Genomic DNA, 21,668 nt, shown 5'->3' on the forward strand with positions numbered 1-21,668 from the left:
CCCCATAACGCCGTAAAAGGAACCGCTCTATTCGGTTCCTTTTGTTTTTGTGGGGAACTTAACTCCCCCTTTGCCTCCCTTAAAACCAACAGCCAAGCCACTGCCTCGCCAAACGTGGTAAGGCTCCAGCCACTGCATATACCACATTAGTATAAGCTTACCCCTTTCTCTGTAACGAAGTTGATTCCGATCAATTTTAGCCGTTTTTATTGGGCGTATAGTTGCTCCTGTCATGCGACATTCTGTCGCACCTGTTTATTTGGAGTCTCCATGAGCAAACTGATACATAGCCTTTGTTTTGTGGCCTTTGCCGCAATGGTCTATTTGTCAGCCCCCCAGATGTCATATGCAGCTGAAAAAGAGCTAGCAGCAGATCTGCGAGAAAGGGTTATAAGCCAATTCGAAGGCGCTGACCATCTCGGCCAATTCGATGAAGAAATAAACGTCTGGCCTGTTATGAAGGGTGACGAGGTTCTCGGTTATGCATTTGAAACCGACGACCAGGTCAGCATCCCGGCATATTCAGGCAAACCAATAAACCTGTTGGTTTCTTTCGATACTGAAGGGGTTTTCAAAAACTCCTGGGTGCTGGAGCACCACGAGCCAATCTTATTGGTGGGTATTCCTGCACAAAAACTATGGGACTTTGCCGCACAATATATTGGTAAGCATATCACCGATAAAATTCGCGTTGGTTTCAGTTCAGACCCTAATGCTTACACCGTTGATGCTGTCACGGGCGCAACAGTTACCGTGATCGTGGTTAACGACACCATTATGAAATCTGCACATAAGGCAGCAGAAAAGCTTGGCCTTATCGAAGCCAAAGAAGGTACGGCAGCCCTTCCTGCTACGGTTAAGCAGGATGTATTTAAGGAAGCTGATTGGCAAACCCTCACAGGTGATGGTTCAATCCGTCGCTTGCACCTCGAACGCGCTCAGATTGACGAGGCGTTTATAGGCTCCGATGGTGAAGGCATAGATGAAGCCACTCCCGATGAAAAGAAAGACACCTTCATCGATATGTACTACACCTACCTGAATGCGCCTACTGTGGGTAAAAACCTGCTGGGCGAGAGTGAGTATAACTGGCTGATGGGTGAGCTTAAAGAAGGCGAGCATGCCATCGCTGTAATGGGAACAGGCCCATACTCATTTAAAGGCAATGGCTACGTCCGTGGCGGCATTTTTGACCGCATACAGCTCAATCAGGGTGATGATACAGTTAGCTTCCGCGATGTAGATCACCATCGTCTTACCGATATCTACACCGCAAACACACCTGACTTCAAAGAGATGGACATCTTTATCATCCGCCCACAGTTTGATTTTGACCCAGGTACAAATTGGGATATTGAACTGCTCGTCCGCCGCCAAACAGGCCCTCTGGATAGTGTGTTTGTTAGTTTTACTGGTGGGTATCAAGTTCCTGAGGCTTATATTGATCGCCCCGTTCAACCCGTTGTGGAACCAGAAGAAGATCTTCCTATTTGGGTCTCTATCTGGCAGCAAAAGTCATTCTCTGTATCAGTATTGATAATCAGCTTAGTATTTTTAAGCGCTATTATTTTCATGCAGGACTGGCTGGTTCGTTACCCTCGCCTGCTACACAATATCAGACGCGGCTTCTTAATCTACACCGTGCTGTTTATTGGCTGGTACGCATTAGGGCAACTGTCTATTGTTAACGTACTGACATTTACCCACGCAGTCATGAGTGACTTCCGCTGGGAGCTGTTCTTGATGGATCCCATTATATTTATTCTCTGGGGCTTCACTGCTGCGTCAATACTGCTATGGGGCAGAGGAATATTCTGTGGCTGGCTGTGCCCGTTTGGCGCACTTCAAGAGCTGATTAATGAGCTAGCCAGAAAACTCAAGATCAAACAGTATGAGCTTCCTTTTGCGGTGCATGAGCGTCTGTGGGCGGTTAAGTACATAATCCTCCTTGCCTTGTTCGGCATCTCGCTAGAGTCAATGGCAACAGCAGAGCGCTACGCAGAAGTCGAGCCCTTTAAAACCACAATTCTCTTAGCCTTCCAAAGAGAGTGGTGGTTTGTCACTTACGCAGTCACGCTGCTATTCATATCGATATTCACCCGAAAAGTGTATTGCCGCTATATCTGCCCGCTGGGCGCTGCACTGGCAATTCCAACCAAGCTAAGACTGTTCGATTGGTTGAAGCGCCGCAAAGAGTGTGGTCAACCATGCCAGTTATGTGCGGTTGAGTGTGAAATACAAGCCATTCATCCAGATGGCACAATCAACGCTAACGAGTGTCACCACTGCCTTGATTGCCAGATTACCTATCACAACGATAGCAAGTGTCCACCACTTGTAAATAAAGCAAAGAAATTAAGAAAGAAAAAACCGGCACCTGAGTTACAACCCATAGATGCCGTTAACATTGCATAGAAAACAGGTTATTGAGAACACTCAATAACCAATTGAAATTAAACGGGATATGAGTAATTAAAGCGTCTCGTAACCCAATTAAAACCCGATGAAAGCGGAGTAAAATGATGGACGACAAGAAGAACGAAAATGAAAACCAGCCATCCCTGAGCCGTCGAGGCTTTTTGGGAGCATCAGCAGCGGCCAGTGCTGCGGGTGTTGCAGGCGTTGCCGGGCTAGGCGGGGCAGTTATGACGCGCGAAGCGTTTGCAAAAGCCGCACAGGACTCTATAGCAAATGCACAGGTTCATCCTGGTGAGCTAGATGAGTACTACGGTTTCTGGAGTGGCGGCCAGTCTGGCGAAGTTCGCATCATGGGTCTACCTTCAATGCGTGAACTGATGCGTATCCCGGTATTCAACGTTGACTCAGCAACAGGCTGGGGTATTACTAACGAAAGTAAAGAAATTCGTGGAGAGTCTGGTAAGCACATGTGCGGTGATGCTCACCACCCTCACATGTCAATGACCGACGGTAAGTACGATGGTAAATACGTATTTATCAACGATAAACTAAACACCCGTGTTGCACGTATTCGCTGCGACATTATGAAAACCGACAAAATTCTTGACGTACCTAACGTTCAGGCAATCCACGGTTTGCGTGTACAGAAAGTTCCTCACACAAAATATGTATTCTGCAACGGTGAGTTCCGTGTGCCACAGCCAAATGATGGCCGAGATCTGGCAGACCCTTCAAAGTACTTCACCATGTACAATGCCATCGACGCAGAAACAATGGAAATGGCGTTCCAGATTATCGTTGACGGTAACCTTGATAACACAGATGCTGACTACACTGGTCGTTTTGCAGCTTCAACCTGCTACAACTCTGAAAATGGTGTAACACTGGCTGAGTCAATGCGTAATGAGCGTGACTGGGCGGTTATTTTTGATATTCATGCCGTTGAAAAAGCAGTTAAAGAAGGCAAATACCAAACGATTGGCGACTCGAAAGTGCCTGTTGTTGATGGTCGTAAAGCGGCTAAGAGCCCATACACTCGTTACATCCCTGTGCCTAAGTCACCTCACGGTCTAAACACCTCTCCAGACGGTAAGTACTTTGTTGCAAACGGTAAGTTATCTCCAACGGTAACCATTATCGCTATCGATAAACTACCTGACTTATTTGATGGCAAGATCAAAGAGCGTGATACCGTAGTCGGTGAACCTGAACTAGGTTTAGGGCCATTGCATACCGCATTTGATGGTCGCGGTAACGCTTACACCACACTATTTATCGATAGCCAAATCGCTAAGTGGAACGTAGAAGACGCAATCAAAGCTTACAACGGTGAAAAGGTTAACTACATCAAGCAGAAGCTCGATGTTCACTACCAGCCTGGTCACAACCACACCACAATGGGTGAAACCCGTGACGCTGATGGCAAATATCTTGTTTCATTATGTAAGTTCTCGAAAGACCGTTTCTTACCGGTTGGCCCGCTTCGTGCCGAAAATGATCAGCTGATCGATATCTCAGGCGACGAAATGAAGCTGGTTCACGATGGCCCTGCGTTTGCAGAACCTCACGACTGCATGATCGTTCACCGCACCAAGTTAAAGCCCAGCAAGCTATGGACGCGTGACGATCCGTTCTTCGCAAGCACCGTAGCACAGGCCAAAAAAGACGGTGTAACTCTGGAGTCTGATAACAAAGTAATCCGCGATGGCAAAAAAGTTCGCGTATACATGACTTCAGTTGCACCTAACTTTGGCATGACTGACTTTAAGGTTAAACAAGGCGATGAAGTCACTGTAATTGTCACCAACCTGGATACTATTGAAGACGTAACCCATGGTTTCTCAATGACAAACCACGGTGTTGCAATGGAAATTGGTCCTCAGGCGACTTCTTCGGTAACCTTTAAAGCAGAAAACCCAGGCGTATTCTGGTACTACTGCCAGTGGTTCTGCCATGCTCTGCACATGGAAATGCGCGGCCGTATGCTGGTAGAAAAAGCTTAAGATACACCTGAAGGCATTATATCCTGTATAAATGTCTTATTAGCTCAACCTCTAACCTGAGGTTGAGCTAACTCAAATAACAACCTCCTTAATCGCACTAAAATACCCCTAAACAATGGCAACAGACGATAGTAAGCAGAACTCAAAGTGACTGCATAACCAAGTCGTTTTACTGCCAATTATTCTGACCGATTTTATTGAGAAAGTGTGATGCCCAAAAAACCTTCTGCCTTACATATTGGTGCCTTAATCACATATTCTGCACTGACGATGCTGTTTTCTGCCAACCTGGATGCGAACGAGCTTAACGGCGATGCTAGAAAGCACAGCCAGGCCGCACACAGTCCAGAAGCTGTTTCTGGAACTATTTCAGATACTACGATTGTCAACCCGACAGATGATCTACAGTCATTCATCAACAAAGCTGAAAACGGTGCCGTACTTCGGCTGAAGCAAGGACAATACAAAGGCAATTTCATCATAGATAAACCCCTGACGATTAATTGCTCACCCGGTACGGAACTGGACGGAAACCATATCAAGGACACCATCCGAATTACCGCATCCGATGTCACTATTCAAGGCTGCAATATTGTTAACTGGGGTGACGACCTGACTGCAATGGATGCAGGCATCATCGTCAAAAAGACGGCTGATAATGTCGTCATCAAAGACAATTATTTCAAAGGCGTTTCATTTGCCATTTTCCTGGATGCCGCTCGAAACACTTCGGTACACTCGAACCGAATAGAAGGGGTACTTGAAATACGTTCTCAGGATAGAGGGAATGGGATCCATCTCTATGCCACGACGGGAGCCGACATTGCATTCAATGAGGTGTGGCATACCCGCGATGGAATCTATATCGATACCAGTCACAAAAACGCTATTCGCAATAACGAGTTCCACCACCTCCGCTACGGTGTTCACTACATGTATTCGTACAGTAATCTGGTAGAAAATAACTACACCCATCATACCCGCACCGGCTATGCACTCATGCAGTCCAAACACCTGACCGTTATTAATAACCGCTCGGAGTGGAACGAGAACTACGGAATTCTTCTAAATTACATCACCAACTCAACGATAAAAAATAACCACGTAAGTAACACCCGACAAGGCAGTAATTATGTCGGTGACAGTTCATCACAGGGCGCTGAAGGCAAGGCGCTCTTTATCTATAATTCCTTTTACAACCGGCTTGAAAACAACACATTTAGAGAGGGTGACCTGGGAATCCACATTACTGCAGGCTCGGAAGACAACGTTATTGCTCGCAATAATTTTATTGGTAACAAACAACAAGTTAAATATGTATCAACGCGAACCCAGGAGTGGTCGAACGAAGGCACGGGGAACTTCTGGAGCGACTACCTAGGCTGGGATAGAGACAATAATGGCGTCGGCGACATACCTTATGAGCCGAATGATGGTGTTGATAAAATGTTATGGAAATACCCCTCTGCCAAAGTACTTATGAACAGCCCGGCTGTAGAAACCTTAAGGTGGATTCAGCGCGAATTTCCGGTACTTAAGTCACCCGGTGTGACGGATAGCTACCCATTAATGCGCCCTGCCAGTAAAATTGAGCAAAATCCACCCAGCAGCCAGCTTTCTCACACAAATCAAACAACGGGAGCGTCATCATGAGCGTAGTACAGCTCACCCACGTTAAGAAACACTTTGATGGTGTTGCCGCGATTAAAGAACTCTCTCTCACTATTGATGAAGGAGAGGTATTAGGGTTGTTTGGGCACAACGGGGCCGGTAAAACAACTACGATGAAACTCATCCTGGGGTTGCTCAAACCATCGGAAGGCACTGTGTCTGTTTTTGGCCATGCCCCAACCTCTCCACACTTTAGTGACTACCGCTACAGACTCGGGTTCTTGCCTGAAAATGTTTCGTTTTACCAGCAACTCACTGGCCAAGAGGTATTGGCGTATTTTGCCAAACTGAAAAAAGTGAGCAAAAACCGAGTATCTCAACTGCTGGAAGAAGTCGGTTTAAATCACGCTGCAAACCGAAAGGTCAAAACCTATTCGAAAGGAATGAAACAGCGACTAGGACTGGCACAGGCACTCCTGACCGAACCAAAGCTGCTACTGCTTGACGAGCCCACCGTAGGGCTTGACCCCATTGCCACACAAGATTTCTATGGCATGGTCGACCAGCTTAAAAAATCGGGTTGCTCAGTGATACTCTGCTCGCACGTCTTACCCGGGGTGGAAAAACACATTGATCGCGCCGCTATTTTAGGCGCTGGCCAATTACAGGCGCTTGGCACACTGGCAGAGCTTCGACAGCAGGCAGAGCTGCCCACCGTCATTCATGCCTATGGTGGAATTAATCAGGACATTTTACGCTCTGAACTAAAAGCCCATGCCATACAGATATCCAACAATGGCGAGGCAATAGAAATTCAAACATCACATGTAGACAAAACCCATGTTCTGCGGGAACTGATGAAACACCCTAGCGTCTCAGATGTTGACCTTCAAACACCCTCTTTAGAACAAATTTACCGCTACTACGTAGAAGCCAGCTCACATAAAGCCAATGGAGAGCCTGCACCACATATGACAAATTCATTGACTAAAAAGAAAGAAGGAGTCGAATAATGCATGCGATTTGGTGTGTTGCTCAAAAAGAGCTAAAAGACGGCCTTCGTAATCGGTGGATTATTGCAATCACACTGGTATTTTCGTTGCTGTCCATCGGTATCTCATGGTTTGGTGCCGCTGCGTCTGGGGTTGTAGGTTTTACCTCAATACCCAACACCATTATCAGCCTAGCCAGTTTGGCTGTATTTCTTATTCCCCTAATTGCCCTGCTACTCTCTTACGATGCCATTGTGGGCGAAGATGAGGATGGTACCTTGCTGCTACTGCTGACCTACCCATTAACAAAAGCTCAGTTGCTGTTAGGCAAACTGCTAGGTCACGGCCTAATCATGGGGATATCCACCGCGCTCGGTTTTGGCTCCTCTGCGGTGATCATTGCATTATTCGCCAGTGGTGTAGATATCTCAGCACTGTCCATCGCATTTACCCGCTTTATTGTTTCCGCCACACTGCTCGGCATTATTTTCGTGGCAGCGGCCTACTTTATAAGCACATTGGTATCTGAAAAATCAAAAGCGGCCGGGCTGGCACTGATTTTCTGGTTTATATTTGTTCTGGTTTTCGACTTGGGCTTGCTGGGTCTACTGGTGGCCACTGACGGTCAATTTAACCCAGACCTATTCCCCTATCTGCTCTTATTAAACCCAACCGATGTATTTAGACTCATTAACCTTGTTGGCTTTGAAGGCAGTGGCGGTGGTTTGCTGGTCATGGCCAGCGAAGTTGAATTTGGGTTCACAACATTATTCGGTGTTTTGCTAGGTTGGCTTTTATTGCCGCTTAGCTTGGCTTATTGGGCATTTTCACGACGAAAGATATAGACAAACGGTGCGCAAGCGCCCTATAAAACAACGCTTAACATATACATACCTAAATAGAGTGCGGCTGCGCACCAAGGGAATAAAACTGACATGTTAATTCGCAACACGTTAAAAATCACGATGACAACCGCCTTTGCATTACTGCTTCTTACTGCATGCAGCAATGAAGAACAAACACAGCAGGCAAAAAACACACCTGTGGCGATTGAATCTGGCGACGAATGCCACCTATGCGGTATGATAATTACAGAATTTCCCGGCCCTAAGGGCGAATTATTCGAGGGGAGAAAAAGCAACGTCAGAAAGTTCTGTTCAACACGTGACCTAATGAGCTGGTACTTGCAACCAGAAAACAAACCGAACAGTAAAGATATCTATGTTCATGATATGAGTCGAAGTGACTGGAACTCCCCCAATGACGAACACATGGTGAATGCCAAAGATGCCTGGTTCGTTGCCGGTTCAAGCATGAAAGGTGCGATGGGGCCAACATTGGCATCTTTTGCCCAGAAAGCAGACGCCGAACAGTTTGCCACAAAACACGGTGGCAAGGTCATCGGGTTTAACGATATCACCATGGATATATTGAATTCAGGCACCGCAATGAACATGGGGGGCATGCACCATTAATTAGTCGCGCTTGCTATGTGGTGCTCTTTATTATGTATTTGAAGCCCTTTTCGGACGACTAATAAGTGACCAGCAACAGACATAGAAAACGCAGATATAAGCGCAAAGACACTAACAATAAATGTTAAAAGTTTAAAAACCCCAAAACATCCAAATTTGGGATCGCATGACTCTGTAAAGTATAGGCTCACGGCATTCCAAAGAGTAATAGGTACGAACACACTTATAGAGACCTTTGCACGACTAGCAATAACTAAAAGTACTCACGCATCGCTCACCTGAAGTTAACGCTTGGTTATATTCATTTTTCTGGGAGTTTAAGTAGCTTTTCACTGCGCCACACGCGAATCACTTTTACCGACTTGGCTTCCCGAAGATATACAACTCTGTAGGGTGAATGAATAAGCTCACGGACTGAATCATCATTGAACTCCGGCACAACGCGGCCTATATCGGGATGCGCCGAGAGTGTTTGAATGTGCTCAATAATTGATGCTATAAAATCTTGACCTACTTGAGGGACTCCCTGCTCAAGATAGTATTCTTTAATATCAATAAGGTCTTCGATAGCAGACTTTGAAAAAGAAATATTCACGAACTAGAGACCTAATTGCTTTTTCACATCGCTAATGTCAAAAGTCTCACCTTCTTTGATTTCCATTAAGCCCTGGGCAATACCCTTTACAAACTCAAGCTCTTCTTTGACGTTTTCATAGTCATCAAGCCCCTGAACAACAGCAACACCCCGCCCGCGGCTAGTTAAAAGGACAGGCCTATGGGTATCTTTAGCGTGATTTATAACTTTGCCTGGATTGACCTTGAGATCAGAAAGAGGAATAACGTCCTCGGAGAATTTTGTTTGCATGATAAAGCCCTCTTATTAGGACCTGTTTATAGCACCAATTAACCAGCTTCGTCAAAGTACATAGGCATAATAAAAATGCATGGTGATAAGCAAGCCGATAACCCCCCAACATGGTAACAAGCATCAGCTTGTCACCATGTTCGGACAATCAGTCAAAAGCAGCGATGCACTACCCTTGCTGCAATAAATTTCTTAGTTCGATAATCGCCGCATTCGCGCGTGAGATGTAAGAAGTCATGGTAATCGAGTGGTTAGCGGTCATACCAAATCCACTGCCATTCAGAATCATCGGGCTCCAAACGGTTTCTTGCGTGGCCTCCAGCTCAATAATAATCTGTTTTAGGCTGACCAGTGCATTCTTATCTCGTAGTACTTTATCAAAGTCAACTTCGATGGCTTTCAGGATGTGGATAAGCGCCCAGGTTGTGCCTCTTGCCTCATAGAAAATATCATCAATTTTGAGCCAGGGAGTCTTCTTAACAATCAAGCTTGTTGTTGCGGTTGACTGCATGGCAGAAGGGTCGCCAGCCAAGCCCATATCCAACTGGTTGCGCCCTACACTTTCACTCAGTCTTTGAGAGAGACTGCCTAACCGGTTTTCAACATCAGACAGCCAGTTACTAAGGTTATCGGCACGGGAGTAGAATTGGGCATCCTGCTTGTTGTCATCAGCCAAACGTCCAAGATAGCGCGTTAACGCCGCAATTCCCCGGCGATACTCTCGCTCTGTAGAGGGAATAGCCCAGCTACGGCTATCAAAGTTAAACTGAGGTTCTGCAATCGCCAAGTCGGGGTCTTCTGTAGACTGGCTCTGAACCCGGCTAAGGTCTTTACGCAGGGCTCTGGCCAAATCCCTGACCTGAACCAAAACGCCAAACTCCCAGCTGGAGATATTGTCTAGCCAAACACCCGGCGGGAAAATATCGTTTCGAATATACCCTCCCGGCTTCTCAAGCAGTGTTTCTGCCAAAATAATCAGCGTTGCGGTGGTAGTAGACCCGACCACCACTTCATGACCTTCCGAGGTTGCTTTAGCCGCAGCAACCGGCGCAACATCAAATGTATCAGGCTCGCTACTCCAAAACATACCCAGTACAACAGACACCAATAAATAGATCACAAGTCCACCCAAAAGCACTTTGGGTAACAGCCCGCCCCCAAGGTAATCTTGCAGGTCTTCCCAGCGATTATTTACGAACTCTTTAACCCTTTCAAATGCCATTCTACAACCCTATTTTCTTAATATAGATTTACTGAAGCTGCTTACTCAATATGCTCATGAGGTCTGCATAGATAATACCCCATTGCCCCGTCGATGCCGAGAGGCTCTATTGATTGCCACTCATCTTCAAATTCAACCCCGACGGCTATCACCTGTATATCCTGGCCATGCGCAATTTGCAGAACAGACCGCAAAAAGAACTGGTTATCCCGACTATTTTGAATATCGCGAATAAAGCTATGATCCACCTTAATATAGTGAATCGACAAATGTTGCAAGTAAGCAAAGGGCACAGCAGCAACACCAAACTTGTCAATTGAAACCTGATACCCAAGCCGCTTGCTGGCGGCAACCAGTTTTTCAAGCTGCTCATCAGCCAGTTGCAAACTGTATTCGGATATTTCAAAAATAAAGCATTTTGCCGCCAACGGGTGCATTTCCATCGTACCTAAAAGCCAGGCGACGAATCGGTCATCAGCCAATGAGTGAACCGACAAATTAACGCACAACTTGCCATCAAATCGCCCACCGTCCACTCGCTCTATCATTTTTTCAACAACTAAACGGTCAAAATCTGCCAGCATGGAGAAGCGTTCGGCCATGGGAATAAATACCCCCGCCATCACCAGCTCACCATTCACTTCAATACGTGACAGTACCTGATGATGAATGATAGTTGAACGATCCCCACTATAGACGGGTTGATAATGAAAGATAATGCTTTTTTCAGCCAGCGTATCGCTGAGTATTTTCTGCCACTCATTGGCCTGCCTGACAGCGTCCCCGGGAGTGGCAAAGTCACTGCCACTGACATAACGCTGCCACCCATTCGGGCCTTCTGCTTGCGCCCTGCGCAATGCCATATCCGCCTCTGACAAAAACATCGGCAGCGATATCTTGGCCAGCGTCGAGGCAACGCCAATATGCAATACGTCATTCCTACACATCTGTTTCACAAGGTGCAGCCCAGATAGCTTGTGCAGCAAGTCATTGGCAAACTTGTCAGCCTGCTCGTCCACAACCCCTGGCAGATAGACCGAAAAGTCTGACCCGGAGCGACGGGCCACAAATGCATCGGCAACCTGCAAAGCGCTGGATTTTATTGCGCCTGCAAGCTCTATTAAGAGTTCATCGCCCGAACTTCGGCCATATGTCTGGTTGTAGCCTGCAAAATCACTTAATTGGATCAACAACAAGCTACCCACTGCGACACTCTGCTCCGACTCCAGTTCAGCTTTTAGTCGACCGTCAAATTCTGCCCGATTGCCCAACCCCGTTATCGGGTCATGAAATGACTCCGCCCTCAGGTGCTCAATCAGTGACAGCTGCTCGCTAAACATCTTGCCAAGCCGGTCTGACATGCTGTTCATAGCAATCGCCACCCGTTTTAGCTCACGGGTTTTAGGCATCGGTGCCCGATAACTGAAATCCCGGTTTCTAACAGCGTTGGCTTGTTTCTCAATTCTTCTCAGAGGCAGTAAGATGGTGGTGATCACCAGTTGCATGACCAGAAACGCGATTGCGGCAATCAGCGTAAACCACACCAGTTCAACCTTTAAACTGTCCCATAGTTTTTTATAAGCATAACCCGGGTGACTAACGACAGATACGCTGCCTAATTGCATCCAGCCGTTAACAACAGCTGCCTGCCCTTCTGGTGCGTTCAGTTCTATCCAATCAACAAACCAGCCAGGAACCCCTTCAATTTTCATTGACGCATGCCGCAGTACTTTTGCCTGACCATTAACATCGTAATAGATAATATGCCGGTAGTATCCGCTATCAAACATTGCATCAATCATTGACTCGGCTGCCACCAGATCACTGGCATCAATCACCGAAGATAGGGATAAACCAAGCGACGTTGCTGCATCCTGCGCATGCGAACTTAGCTGCTGCTGCATGTAGTCCCTGGCGCTGCTTACATTCAAAAAGAAATTAACGACCAGCAGCGTAGCCATCAACAAGCCCGTGAACCAAAGCAGCAGATGTTTTAACGTTATACTTCGAGGTACTTTTTTATTCATTTATAACGGCCTCTTGATCAGGTCTAAATTTACAGGCACAGCCTTATAAATCGAACCTGTGGCTTGACGCAGATAAACTCGCATGTAAATCGCAATATTGCTCGATTCTGAGAATTTAATATGAACACATTCCCATTTATTACAAATAGTTACACACTATGACATTAAAGGACTATATTACATACTATAGTCCGGTAGAAAATCTCTACAATAATAGTTAGATTTTTTTGGAAAATAGTTCAATAAATATAAAAAAGCAGCCACTATCGTGTGGGCTTGGGACGAACACGCTATACTCCTACATCGTTCTGGTTTAATTGGCACCCTCCAGGCGAGCATTGTTTGAACAGAAGCGTGGAAGCCGAAGCTTCACGACCGAAGGAACAATTAATGTCATCAGAAGATCAGCGGGATAAACTTAAACAACACTTCTCCAAACGAGTCACCAGTCAAGCCCGCATCGTGCTCGATAATTGGCAAAAGCTCAAAGACTCTGATTGGGCAGACATGCAGTGGCTGAACGACTTAAAAGAGTCATCTGCAAAATTGGGCAAGTTCGCTTCTCGCTTTGAGATGGCACAGCACCAGCTTGTTGCGAGTGATTTAACAGACGAGTTAAACGCTATAAAGGCAGATGCGACCTCTCTTGATGACGCCAAAAAGGAACGAATCAACAAAGCGATCTCTGCGCTTAGCGAATGCACTCAAAGAAAGAGCGACAGTAACGCTACAACAGCGCCCCGCACCTTTCTCCGTACCCCTATTTATATCGCCATCAATAATAAAGAGAATGCCCAGCGCATTATCAAACAGCTGGAGTTTTTTGGCTTTCGTGCCGTCAGTTTTGATAAGGGTGAAGACCTGATCAAGGCGGCTAAACACGATAAACCCGAGACCATCGTAATTGACGTCAATTTTGGTGGAGATAAGTTCTCCGGGATTGAAACCATCAAATCGATACAATCCAACCATGAAATGCCCATCCCGATTATTTATACCAGCGATGAAGATGACGATATCGAAACGCGCTTAATGGCCTCCCGCAGCGGTGGAGAAGAGTTTTTTCACAAAGTGGTAGACCTTGGCCAGCTCATCGAGAAGATTGAAGAATATACCAACGCCAGCCCACTGGATCCATACAAAGTATTGGTGGTGGATGATTCCAGAGCCCAGGCACGATATATCGAGAATGTACTCACTAAAGCAGGGATGACAACTTGCGTGATTACTGACCCGATGCAGGTGCTGATTGCCCTCAACGACTTCTCACCTGAGATTGTTATCATGGATATGTACATGCCCGGCTGCACGGGCATGGAGTTGGCGCGGGTGATTCGACAGCAGGATAAGTTCCACAGCGTGCCGATTATCTATCTTTCTGCCGAAGATGATATCAACAAACAGTTACATGCCATGAGTTTGGGGGGGGATGATTTTTTAACCAAGCCTATCAACCCGAAACATTTAACGGCGACCATCCATAACAGAGGGCGTAGAGCCCGATCACTGTTAGCATTGATGATTAGAGATAGCCTGACTGGGCTTTATAATCACACACATACCCTTTATTTGCTTGAAACGGAAATAGCCAAGGCCAGCCAGAGTGGATCGAAACTCACCTTTGCCATGCTGGATATCGACTTCTTTAAGAAAATTAATGACAGCTACGGCCACCCTATTGGAGATAGAGTACTTAAAAGCCTGTCATTGTTTCTCAAACAGCGGTTAAGAAAAACAGACCATATTGGCCGTTACGGCGGTGAGGAATTCGCGATTGTGCTACCTAACACCAGCGAAAGCGACGCCAAAGTGATTCTAAACGAGATACGAGAGAAGTTTTCTGAACTCAGGCAACCCGCTGGCGACATAGAGTTTCAGGTTACATTTAGTTGCGGTGTAGCCTCTGGGCTTAATGAAAACGCCCAGCTAATTTGCGAGCGTGCAGATAACGCCCTGTATGAAGCGAAGCGAGCAGGCCGTAACACCGTTCGCAGCTATCGGGAGCCCCCCGCTCAACTCACCCAATAAAATCATCTTAGATAAACAAAACCTGCCTCTTCTTAAACAGACAAGTTTGCCGAATTTTCTTGAAAATACAGGGAAAAGGCGGCAAACTTCTTGGAAATAGCAACAAAATTAACTTTACCCCCTTCCATTAACAGTGAAAAAACCGAGAAAGGACACTCTGCTATGGCGACAATTCTCGTTCTTCATGGCCCTAACTTAAATATGCTTGGCAGTCGTGAGCCAGAAATCTACGGTTCTGAAACCCTGAGCGATATCAATCAACGGCTGACCAACTCATCAACCGAGCTCGGGCATCACTTACAGTACCTTCAGAGCAATGCTGAATACGAGTTGATTGACCGAATTCATGATGCGAAGCAAGAAGGGGTCGACTTTATCATTATTAACCCGGCAGCCTTTACTCACACCAGCGTAGCCCTTAGAGACGCCTTACTATCCGTCGAAATCCCTTTTATTGAGGTGCACTTATCCAATGTACATTCAAGGGAGGCGTTTAGGCACCACTCCTATTTTTCGGATATCGCTATCGGCGTTATCTGCGGTTTAGGCAGTCAAGGCTATGATCTGGCATTACAAGCAGCCATCAAACAACTAAACGAGTCAGCAGGCTATTAGAATTAAAACAGCTTGGCCTACCTCAGCCTAAGTACTTGTCATCAGTGCCACAGACCAGCGGCACGAATGAGTACCAAATAAATGAGTACTAAGTAATTAAGTACTAAGGAAATAAGTACCAAGTAAATAAATGTTAGGTGAATGGCTAGCAACATCAGTCTCAAGAACAAATACACGCTGCCTAAAGCGAGAAGAGATAACAACATGGATATTCGTAAGATCAAAAAACTGATTGAGCTAATAGAAGAGTCAGATATTGAAGAGATTGAAATTAAAGAAGGCGACGATGCGGTGCGCATCAGCAGGCGCAAGCAAGTCATGGCCACGGCACAGCAACCCACTTTTGTAGCCTCCGCCCCCGAGGCCCCAACTGAGAAAGCTGACAGCTCCAGCCCTCAACAAGAAACCGACCCTGCACCAGAGCACAATGGCCATGTCGTTCGTTCCCCAATGGTCGGTACGTTCTATAGAGCAGCCTCTCCCAGCGCACCCGCGTTTATCGAAGTCGGGCAAACGGTTAAATCGGGCGATACCATCTGTATTGTTGAAGCAATGAAGATGATGAACCAGATAGAAGCGGATAAGAGCGGCACGGTCTCAGAGATCTTCATTGAAAATGGGCAACCTGTCGAATTCGATCAACCCCTTATCACAATAGTGTGATTGAGTACCCAGCATGATAGAGAAAGTACTAATTGCGAACCGCGGAGAGATCGCACTGCGCATTTTGCGGGCGTGCAAAGAACTGGGCATTCAAACGGTTGCCGTACACTCAAGAGTTGATAGGGACTTAATGCACGTGCGAATGGCTGATGAGTCTGTTTGCATTGGCCCAGATAGCCCCGCTGAAAGCTACCTGAACATACCCGCTATCATCTCTGCGGCAGAGGTGACCGATGCCGTGGCAATTCACCCGGGTTATGGCTTTTTAGCTGAAAATGCAGACTTTGCCGAGCAGGTAGAAAAAAGTGGCTTCGCATTTATTGGCCCTACCCATGATGTCATTCGGCTGATGGGGAACAAAGTATCTGCGATTCAAGCGATGGGCAAAGCAGGCGTTCCAACGGTGCCAGGTTCAGACGGCCCGGTCACCAACAATGATGACCGTACACTGGCCATTGCACATAAGATTGGTTACCCCGTCATGATAAAAGCCGCTTCCGGAGGGGGAGGAAGAGGCATGAAAGCGGTATACAGCGAGGCAGAGTTGCTTAGCAGCATCGCGCTGACAAAGAGTGAAGCAAAAGCCGCTTTTGGTGACGATACCGTCTATCTTGAAAAGTTTCTTGACCGCCCCCGCCATGTCGAAGTTCAAGTACTTGCGGATGGCCAGGGTGGCGCAGTGCACCTGGGTGATCGCGATTGCTCACTGCAACGCAGGCATCAGAAAGTCATTGAAGAAGCGCCAGCACCCAATATCAACGAAGAGGCCAGACAGGCTGTATTTAAAGCCTGCACTAAAGCGTGTATCGATATAGGCTACAAAGGCGCGGGAACGTTTGAGTTTCTCTATCAGGATGAGCAGTTTTACTTTATAGAGATGAACACCCGAATACAGGTAGAGCACCCTGTATCGGAGATGATCAGCGGCATTGACATCGTTAAAGAGCAGCTACGCATCGCCAGTGGTTTGCCCCTTTCAGTTTCTCAGCAGGAGATACGATTCAGCGGCCATGCGATAGAGTGTCGAATCAATGCAGAAGATGCGAAAACCTTTGCACCCAGCCCAGGCAAGGTAAATCACTTTCATGCACCCGGTGGCTATGGTGTCAGAGTGGACTCTCACCTGTTCAGCGGATACAGTGTCCCTCCCTACTACGACTCACTGATTGGTAAACTGATAACTCATGGGGGAGATCGAGAGAGCGCATTGAACCGCATGTCAGTTGCACTCGATGAACTGGTGGTTGATGGCATTAAGACAAATGTTCCACTGCACCGGACACTCATCAAAAATGAGGCGTTCCGCCAAGGTGATTTTACCATTCATCACCTTGAGCAGCTGATAAAATAAGCTCGTTGCGCTTGCTGGCAACCAGTAAATACACATTTAAACCAATTAGCATGAGACCTTTGCACGACGTTACGAGCGAAGCAAAGACAAGGCAAAAAATGAAGAAAAAGCGCAGTTTATGAGTAATAAATGAGCATTTTGAGTCATTTTTTAACGCTGTATTTGTAAGCGCAGTAGTCGTGCAAAGGTCTCAGTACATGGGATAAGGTCACATCATGCCGTGGATACAAGTCAAAATCGATATACACCCTGCGCAAATTGATAGCATTGAGGATCTTTTGTTAGCCTCCGGGGCTTGCGCGGTAACCCTGGAAGATAGTGAAGATCAACCTATTTATGAGCCCGAGCGCGGCACCACCCCGTTCTGGAAACACACTCGGCTAACCGGGCTGTTTGATGCGGCTGCGGATATGCAGGCCATAATTCCTAAAATAGAAGAACAGTATCAAACGCTGAGTGGCAAGCCACTGCCCTCCCATCGTATAGAAATTCTCGAAGATAAAGATTGGGAACGGGCCTGGATGGATAACTTCCACCCTATGCGGTTCGGATCAAGACTTTGGATCTGCCCCAGCTGGCGAGAGCCTGAAGACCCTAACGGCATTAATCTCATGCTTGACCCAGGCCTTGCATTCGGTACAGGTACGCACCCGACAACTGCGCTTTGTCTTGCCTGGCTTGACGCGCAAGACCTCAATGACAAAGTTGTCGTTGACTATGGCTGCGGCTCAGGCATTTTGGGCATTGCCGCACTGTTGCTAGGTGCCAAACGGGTCATCGGGGTTGATAATGACCCTCAAGCGCTTGAGGCATCAAGAGAAAACACCCGCCGAAATAATATTGCAGAAGAACGTTTTGAGATATACCTGCCTGAAGAGGCCCCGGATTTAGAAGCGGACGTAATGATTGCCAATATACTGGCTCAACCACTGATCAATCTCGCCCCTACCTTGTCAAAAATGACCAAACAAGGCGGTAAGCTGGTTCTATCAGGGATACTTGAGCAACAAGCAGATGGCGTAAGTGAACGCTACAGCGAATGGTTTGAAATGGATCAGCCAGAGCAAAAAGAAGAGTGGATGAGGCTCAGCGGTATAAAACGCTAAAGTGGCTGGAGCCTATTAACTACGGGCTCGCAAGCACTGCTATTCAGAATCCAAAAAAATCGCTACACTTGAATTATCAACTTGATGTCAGATTTTATACAAAGGATGCAAAAGGACACGATGAGCACCACTCACTTAACTCAATGCCCTCACTGTCAAGCAACCTTCAAAGTTCAAGATCAACACCTTAACGCAGCGGGTGGGAAAGTCCGTTGCGGATCTTGTCTGGAAGTATTTAATGCGCTGGAAAACCTTGTTGATTCAACTGCAGCAAAACCCAAACCCGCAACGCCCCCCCATAAAACAAACGGCACCGATCAAGCTGGCGCGTCCAATAAACCCAATGCGACTGAGACACCTGCGACCGAAGCCGTTAGCGACAAAAATGAGCCTGATGAAGATGAGCTGATATTTGCAGATAATCCTGACGAAGATAGTGAAGACGACGGCTATACTGGCCCCGGCACATTCTCATCCGAACTTAGCGACAGCTTTCTTGAGCTAGAGAGCGGTGGTGGCAATCATTTCTCTGACGAAGAGTTAGAAGACAGCCTTGATAAGGGCGTTACCAGCAAAAAAGCAGGCTCAGATGAAAGCTGGGCTGAACAGATGCTTGAAGAGATCGAGACCAGCAAACCTTCAACGCCTGCCACACAAAAAAGCAAGCCAACCGAGCACACAGGTAATACCCCGGCCTCGAACATGCTTTCGGCAGAGTTTTCAGCACTCGATGAAGATATTACTGAAAAGCTGGATCAGGAGGAGCGCAGCAATAACATTCACCACAAATCCACCTCCTCAGATAGCCCGGATGCAGCGCTTACCAGTGCACACGCATCGCAACGTGAAGCCCACTACAACCTTTCGCACCAATACCAGAATCTACAAGTAGACCCGTTGGAGCTTCCCCGATCTTCAGAGCGCTCTCTGCTTGGCACGTTAGTTTGGACGGTTTTAAACCTGTCACTGTTAGTCATACTGTTAGCTCAACTCGCCTGGTTCCACTATGATAAGCTTTCACAATTTGACCAGCTAAGGCCTTTTTACGAGCAAGGTTGCCAACTGGTGGGGTGCCAGCTTCCCGATTTAGTTGATACCAGCAAAATCAAAAGCCAAAACCTGATCGTGCGTAGCCATCCCACTGCTCGCAAAGCACTGATTATCGATGCAGTGATCGTCAACCAGGCTCTCTTTGATCAGCCATTCCCAAACCTCGCGCTATACTTCTCTGACTTGAACAACAAGGTCATTGCGCAAAGGCTGTTTGAACCCTCAGAATACCTGGCAGGTGATGTTAAGAGCTGGGCAGCTATGCCAAAAGGCACACCAATTCATATTTCTATTGAAATAATGGATCCGGGCAAAGACGCAGTAAACTACTCGGTTAAATTCTTCAAACACACGCCTCAAATTTAGGCAACTCACGATTATGGGCTGGCCGTCATTTTTTACAAAACCCAGCCCACTTGTATAACAATCCAATTAAAATCTCAAAACGGCAAAAAAGCGTTCAATTGTCAACCAAACTGAGTGAAAAATAATCTATTTTTTCCTCTAAATGCCCCTTTAATGACACGCCTCTGACGAGTATCATTACCCCCCCTGATTAGACCGGTAAAACAGTTTCACTCGGTTACCCTGCTCCCAATATATTCAATAGGCTGTATTCAATAGACTGGCGAGACGAAGGGACACAACTAAACAACCTTTCGAAGAGATCAGATGTGATTCAAATTGGCCCATACACGTTGAAAAATCAACTGGTTTTGGCTCCCATGGCGGGAGTGACAGACCGCCCTTTCAGGCTTCTTTGCAGAAGAATGGGCGCAGGTATGGCCGTTTCAGAAATGGTTATTGCAGACCCGAAGTTTTGGGGCACGCGCAAGTCAAAACATCGCCTTGACCATACCGGTGAACCTGATCCACGGTCGGTACAGATAGCGGGCGGCGAACCAGAAATGCTGGCCTTGGCAGCAAAAATGAATCAAGAGCGTGGCGCACAAATCATTGATATTAATATGGGCTGCCCCGCCAAAAAAGTATGCAATCGAGCTGCCGGGTCTGCTCTGCTGAAAGATGAGCCACTAGTCGCCAGCATTCTTAAGGCTGTTGTAGAGGCCGTTGATATCCCGGTGACATTGAAAATCCGGACCGGCTGGGACACCGACCATAAAAACGCCGTCACGATTGCGCGTATGGCTGAAGAGATAGGTATTCAGGCGCTTGCTATACATGGTCGAACCCGAACCTGTGGTTATAGCGGAGAAGCAGAATACGACACCATTGCTGAAGTTAAGCAGCAAATATCTATTCCCGTCTTTGCCAACGGAGATATTGATACACCAGAAAAAGCCCGTTTTGTTCTAGACCATACCCAGGCAGACGGTTTACTGATTGGGCGGGCCGCACAAGGCCGTCCATGGATATTCAGAGAAATAGACCACTACCTCAAAACAGGTGAACACCTTGCAGCGCCGTCTGCCTCAGAAGTTGGAGCAATACTGCTGACACATCTGAAGGAGCTACACCGCTTTTATGGTGAGCTCATGGGTACACGAATTGCCCGCAAGCATGTGGGCTGGTACTTGAAGTCACACAAGAATGGAAGCGACTTCCGGAAAGACTTTAATAAGCTGGAATCAGCACAAGAACAAATTGAAAATATAACCAAGTATTTTGAGTGTTTAAGTAATGGAGAGGACATCGCCGCATGACAACTGAAGCATTTGCAGAAACGACCACTGCAATCCCAGTTTCTTTATCTGAAAACCAAACCGAAGTGGGCCTGCCTTTTGGGGCCGAAGGCAACGTGACCCTGCGCGACAGTGTAGAAAAAGCGCTAATCAACTACTTTGCCCAGCTGGATGGCACCCCGGCGACAGAAGTGTACCAGCTCGTGCTTAGCGAAGTAGAAGCACCTCTGTTGGAGCAAGTAATGAAGTACACTCGAAACAACCAAACTAAAGCGTCAGTTTTGTTAGGTTTGAATCGTGGAACATTACGCAAGAAGCTAAAACAGTACGGTCTGCTATAATATTTTCTCAGAATATTGTTCGTATTAGGCTCCGTATCTTTGAGTGAGAGCACCTTTGCATTACAAAGTATCTTTACATGATGGAGTTGCTTTACAGAAGAGTGTTAGTTTACTAGAGATAGTAACTGTACTTGAAACAAAACCAAAGTAACGGCCTTTACTTCAGGCAACCAGCAGGCTACAGAATCTAAAGATCAAAAATGTAGTTTGCCTGCCTCAACTTTTATAAACTTGTTCACGATTAAAAACCATGACTGA

General features: G+C 46.7%; 19 protein-coding genes. 14 read left to right on the forward strand and 5 right to left on the reverse strand.

The window, feature by feature from the left end; all coding sequences use genetic code 11:
* Positions 1-27 precede the first annotated feature (27 nt).
* A complete protein-coding gene (locus MY523_RS13960; protein WP_250655305.1) occupies positions 28-234 on the reverse strand; it encodes a hypothetical protein in 207 nt (68 codons plus the stop codon).
* Between the two features lie 36 nt (positions 235-270).
* On the opposite strand from MY523_RS13960, the gene nosR reads away from it, so the two are divergent.
* From nosR to MY523_RS13990, 6 genes are all read left to right on the forward strand, one after another.
* Positions 271-2,415, forward strand: coding sequence for a transcriptional regulator NosR (nosR, locus tag MY523_RS13965; RefSeq protein ID WP_250655306.1), 2,145 nt, complete (start codon positions 271-273; stop codon positions 2,413-2,415).
* Positions 2,416-2,519: 104 nt separating this feature from the next.
* Positions 2,520-4,421, forward strand: coding sequence for a TAT-dependent nitrous-oxide reductase (gene nosZ / locus MY523_RS13970; RefSeq protein WP_250655307.1), 1,902 nt, complete (start codon positions 2,520-2,522; stop codon positions 4,419-4,421).
* A 210-nt stretch (positions 4,422-4,631) separates the two neighbouring features.
* Complete coding sequence (locus tag MY523_RS13975) at positions 4,632-6,074, forward strand: nitrous oxide reductase family maturation protein NosD (RefSeq protein WP_250655308.1); 1,443 nt, start codon at positions 4,632-4,634, stop codon at positions 6,072-6,074.
* A complete protein-coding gene (locus MY523_RS13980) occupies positions 6,071-7,045 on the forward strand; it encodes an ABC transporter ATP-binding protein (RefSeq protein ID WP_250655309.1) in 975 nt (324 codons plus the stop codon). The genes MY523_RS13975 and MY523_RS13980 overlap by 4 nt, the downstream gene beginning before the upstream one ends.
* Positions 7,045-7,869, forward strand: coding sequence for an ABC transporter permease (locus MY523_RS13985; protein ID WP_250655310.1), 825 nt, complete (start codon positions 7,045-7,047; stop codon positions 7,867-7,869). Before MY523_RS13980 ends, MY523_RS13985 begins: the two co-directional genes overlap by 1 nt.
* Positions 7,870-7,959: 90 nt before the next feature.
* Positions 7,960-8,499 (forward strand): nitrous oxide reductase accessory protein NosL, encoded by a 540-nt coding sequence (locus MY523_RS13990; RefSeq protein ID WP_250655311.1) that lies wholly within the window; start codon positions 7,960-7,962, stop codon positions 8,497-8,499.
* A gap of 301 nt (positions 8,500-8,800) precedes the next feature.
* Here MY523_RS13990 and MY523_RS13995 read toward each other — a convergent pair whose 3' ends face one another.
* The 4 genes from MY523_RS13995 to MY523_RS14010 form a co-directional block, all read right to left on the reverse strand.
* Positions 8,801-9,094 (reverse strand): type II toxin-antitoxin system RelE/ParE family toxin, encoded by a 294-nt coding sequence (locus MY523_RS13995; protein ID WP_250655312.1) that lies wholly within the window; start codon positions 9,092-9,094, stop codon positions 8,801-8,803.
* Between the two features lie 3 nt (positions 9,095-9,097).
* Positions 9,098-9,364 carry a type II toxin-antitoxin system Phd/YefM family antitoxin gene (locus MY523_RS14000; protein WP_250655313.1) on the reverse strand — a complete coding sequence of 89 codons (267 nt, stop codon included), beginning with the start codon at positions 9,362-9,364 and terminating at the stop codon, positions 9,098-9,100.
* Positions 9,365-9,533: 169 nt separating this feature from the next.
* On the reverse strand, positions 9,534-10,586 hold the full coding sequence (locus MY523_RS14005; RefSeq protein ID WP_250655314.1) for a DUF2333 family protein: 1,053 nt from the start codon (positions 10,584-10,586) through the stop codon (positions 9,534-9,536).
* 41 nt (positions 10,587-10,627) lie between these two features.
* Entirely contained in the window at positions 10,628-12,613 is a 1,986-nt protein-coding gene (locus MY523_RS14010) for an EAL domain-containing protein (protein WP_250655315.1), read from the reverse strand.
* A gap of 390 nt (positions 12,614-13,003) precedes the next feature.
* Between MY523_RS14010 and MY523_RS14015 the strand changes: the two genes are divergently transcribed.
* The 8 genes from MY523_RS14015 to fis all read left to right on the forward strand — a co-directional run bounded on the left by MY523_RS14015 (position 13,004) and on the right by fis (position 21,410).
* Entirely contained in the window at positions 13,004-14,641 is a 1,638-nt protein-coding gene (locus tag MY523_RS14015; protein WP_250655316.1) for a GGDEF domain-containing response regulator, read from the forward strand.
* A 162-nt stretch (positions 14,642-14,803) separates the two neighbouring features.
* The gene (aroQ, locus tag MY523_RS14020) at positions 14,804-15,256 is read left to right on the forward strand and encodes a type II 3-dehydroquinate dehydratase (RefSeq protein ID WP_250655317.1); all 453 of its coding nucleotides are present in this window, start codon (positions 14,804-14,806) and stop codon (positions 15,254-15,256) included.
* A 204-nt stretch (positions 15,257-15,460) separates the two neighbouring features.
* A complete protein-coding gene (gene accB, locus MY523_RS14025) occupies positions 15,461-15,919 on the forward strand; it encodes an acetyl-CoA carboxylase biotin carboxyl carrier protein (protein ID WP_250658825.1) in 459 nt (152 codons plus the stop codon).
* 13 nt (positions 15,920-15,932) lie between these two features.
* On the forward strand, positions 15,933-17,270 hold the full coding sequence (gene accC, locus MY523_RS14030; protein ID WP_250655318.1) for an acetyl-CoA carboxylase biotin carboxylase subunit: 1,338 nt from the start codon (positions 15,933-15,935) through the stop codon (positions 17,268-17,270).
* A 215-nt stretch (positions 17,271-17,485) separates the two neighbouring features.
* The gene (gene prmA / locus MY523_RS14035) at positions 17,486-18,376 is read left to right on the forward strand and encodes a 50S ribosomal protein L11 methyltransferase (RefSeq protein ID WP_250655319.1); all 891 of its coding nucleotides are present in this window, start codon (positions 17,486-17,488) and stop codon (positions 18,374-18,376) included.
* Positions 18,377-18,496: 120 nt separating this feature from the next.
* Positions 18,497-19,792 (forward strand): DUF3426 domain-containing protein, encoded by a 1,296-nt coding sequence (locus MY523_RS14040; RefSeq protein WP_250655320.1) that lies wholly within the window; start codon positions 18,497-18,499, stop codon positions 19,790-19,792.
* 311 nt (positions 19,793-20,103) lie between these two features.
* Positions 20,104-21,090 (forward strand): tRNA dihydrouridine synthase DusB, encoded by a 987-nt coding sequence (gene dusB / locus MY523_RS14045; protein ID WP_250658826.1) that lies wholly within the window; start codon positions 20,104-20,106, stop codon positions 21,088-21,090.
* Entirely contained in the window at positions 21,087-21,410 is a 324-nt protein-coding gene (gene fis, locus MY523_RS14050) for a DNA-binding transcriptional regulator Fis (RefSeq protein ID WP_250655321.1), read from the forward strand. The genes dusB and fis overlap by 4 nt, the downstream gene beginning before the upstream one ends.
* Positions 21,411-21,668 lie beyond the last annotated feature (258 nt).

This window comes from Alkalimarinus coralli (genome assembly GCF_023650515.1).
GTDB lineage: Bacteria > Pseudomonadota > Gammaproteobacteria > Pseudomonadales > Oleiphilaceae > Alkalimarinus > Alkalimarinus coralli.

Bases quoted from the DNA above. Each gene is read 5' to 3' on its own strand.
- MY523_RS13960 (WP_250655305.1), bottom strand. From the start codon at position 234: ATGACAGGAGCAACTATACGCCCAATAAAAACGGCTAAAATTGATCGG.
- nosR (WP_250655306.1), top strand. From the start codon at position 271: ATGAGCAAACTGATACATAGCCTTTGTTTTGTGGCCTTTGCCGCAATG.
- nosZ (WP_250655307.1), top strand. From the start codon at position 2,520: ATGATGGACGACAAGAAGAACGAAAATGAAAACCAGCCATCCCTGAGC.
- MY523_RS13975 (WP_250655308.1), top strand. From the start codon at position 4,632: ATGCCCAAAAAACCTTCTGCCTTACATATTGGTGCCTTAATCACATAT.
- MY523_RS13980 (WP_250655309.1), top strand. From the start codon at position 6,071: ATGAGCGTAGTACAGCTCACCCACGTTAAGAAACACTTTGATGGTGTT.
- MY523_RS13985 (WP_250655310.1), top strand. From the start codon at position 7,045: ATGCATGCGATTTGGTGTGTTGCTCAAAAAGAGCTAAAAGACGGCCTT.
- MY523_RS13990 (WP_250655311.1), top strand. From the start codon at position 7,960: ATGTTAATTCGCAACACGTTAAAAATCACGATGACAACCGCCTTTGCA.
- MY523_RS14000 (WP_250655313.1), bottom strand. From the start codon at position 9,364: ATGCAAACAAAATTCTCCGAGGACGTTATTCCTCTTTCTGATCTCAAG.
- MY523_RS14005 (WP_250655314.1), bottom strand. From the start codon at position 10,586: ATGGCATTTGAAAGGGTTAAAGAGTTCGTAAATAATCGCTGGGAAGAC.
- MY523_RS14010 (WP_250655315.1), bottom strand. From the start codon at position 12,613: ATGAATAAAAAAGTACCTCGAAGTATAACGTTAAAACATCTGCTGCTT.
- MY523_RS14015 (WP_250655316.1), top strand. From the start codon at position 13,004: ATGTCATCAGAAGATCAGCGGGATAAACTTAAACAACACTTCTCCAAA.
- aroQ (WP_250655317.1), top strand. From the start codon at position 14,804: ATGGCGACAATTCTCGTTCTTCATGGCCCTAACTTAAATATGCTTGGC.
- accB (WP_250658825.1), top strand. From the start codon at position 15,461: ATGGATATTCGTAAGATCAAAAAACTGATTGAGCTAATAGAAGAGTCA.
- accC (WP_250655318.1), top strand. From the start codon at position 15,933: ATGATAGAGAAAGTACTAATTGCGAACCGCGGAGAGATCGCACTGCGC.
- prmA (WP_250655319.1), top strand. From the start codon at position 17,486: ATGCCGTGGATACAAGTCAAAATCGATATACACCCTGCGCAAATTGAT.
- MY523_RS14040 (WP_250655320.1), top strand. From the start codon at position 18,497: ATGAGCACCACTCACTTAACTCAATGCCCTCACTGTCAAGCAACCTTC.
- fis (WP_250655321.1), top strand. From the start codon at position 21,087: ATGACAACTGAAGCATTTGCAGAAACGACCACTGCAATCCCAGTTTCT.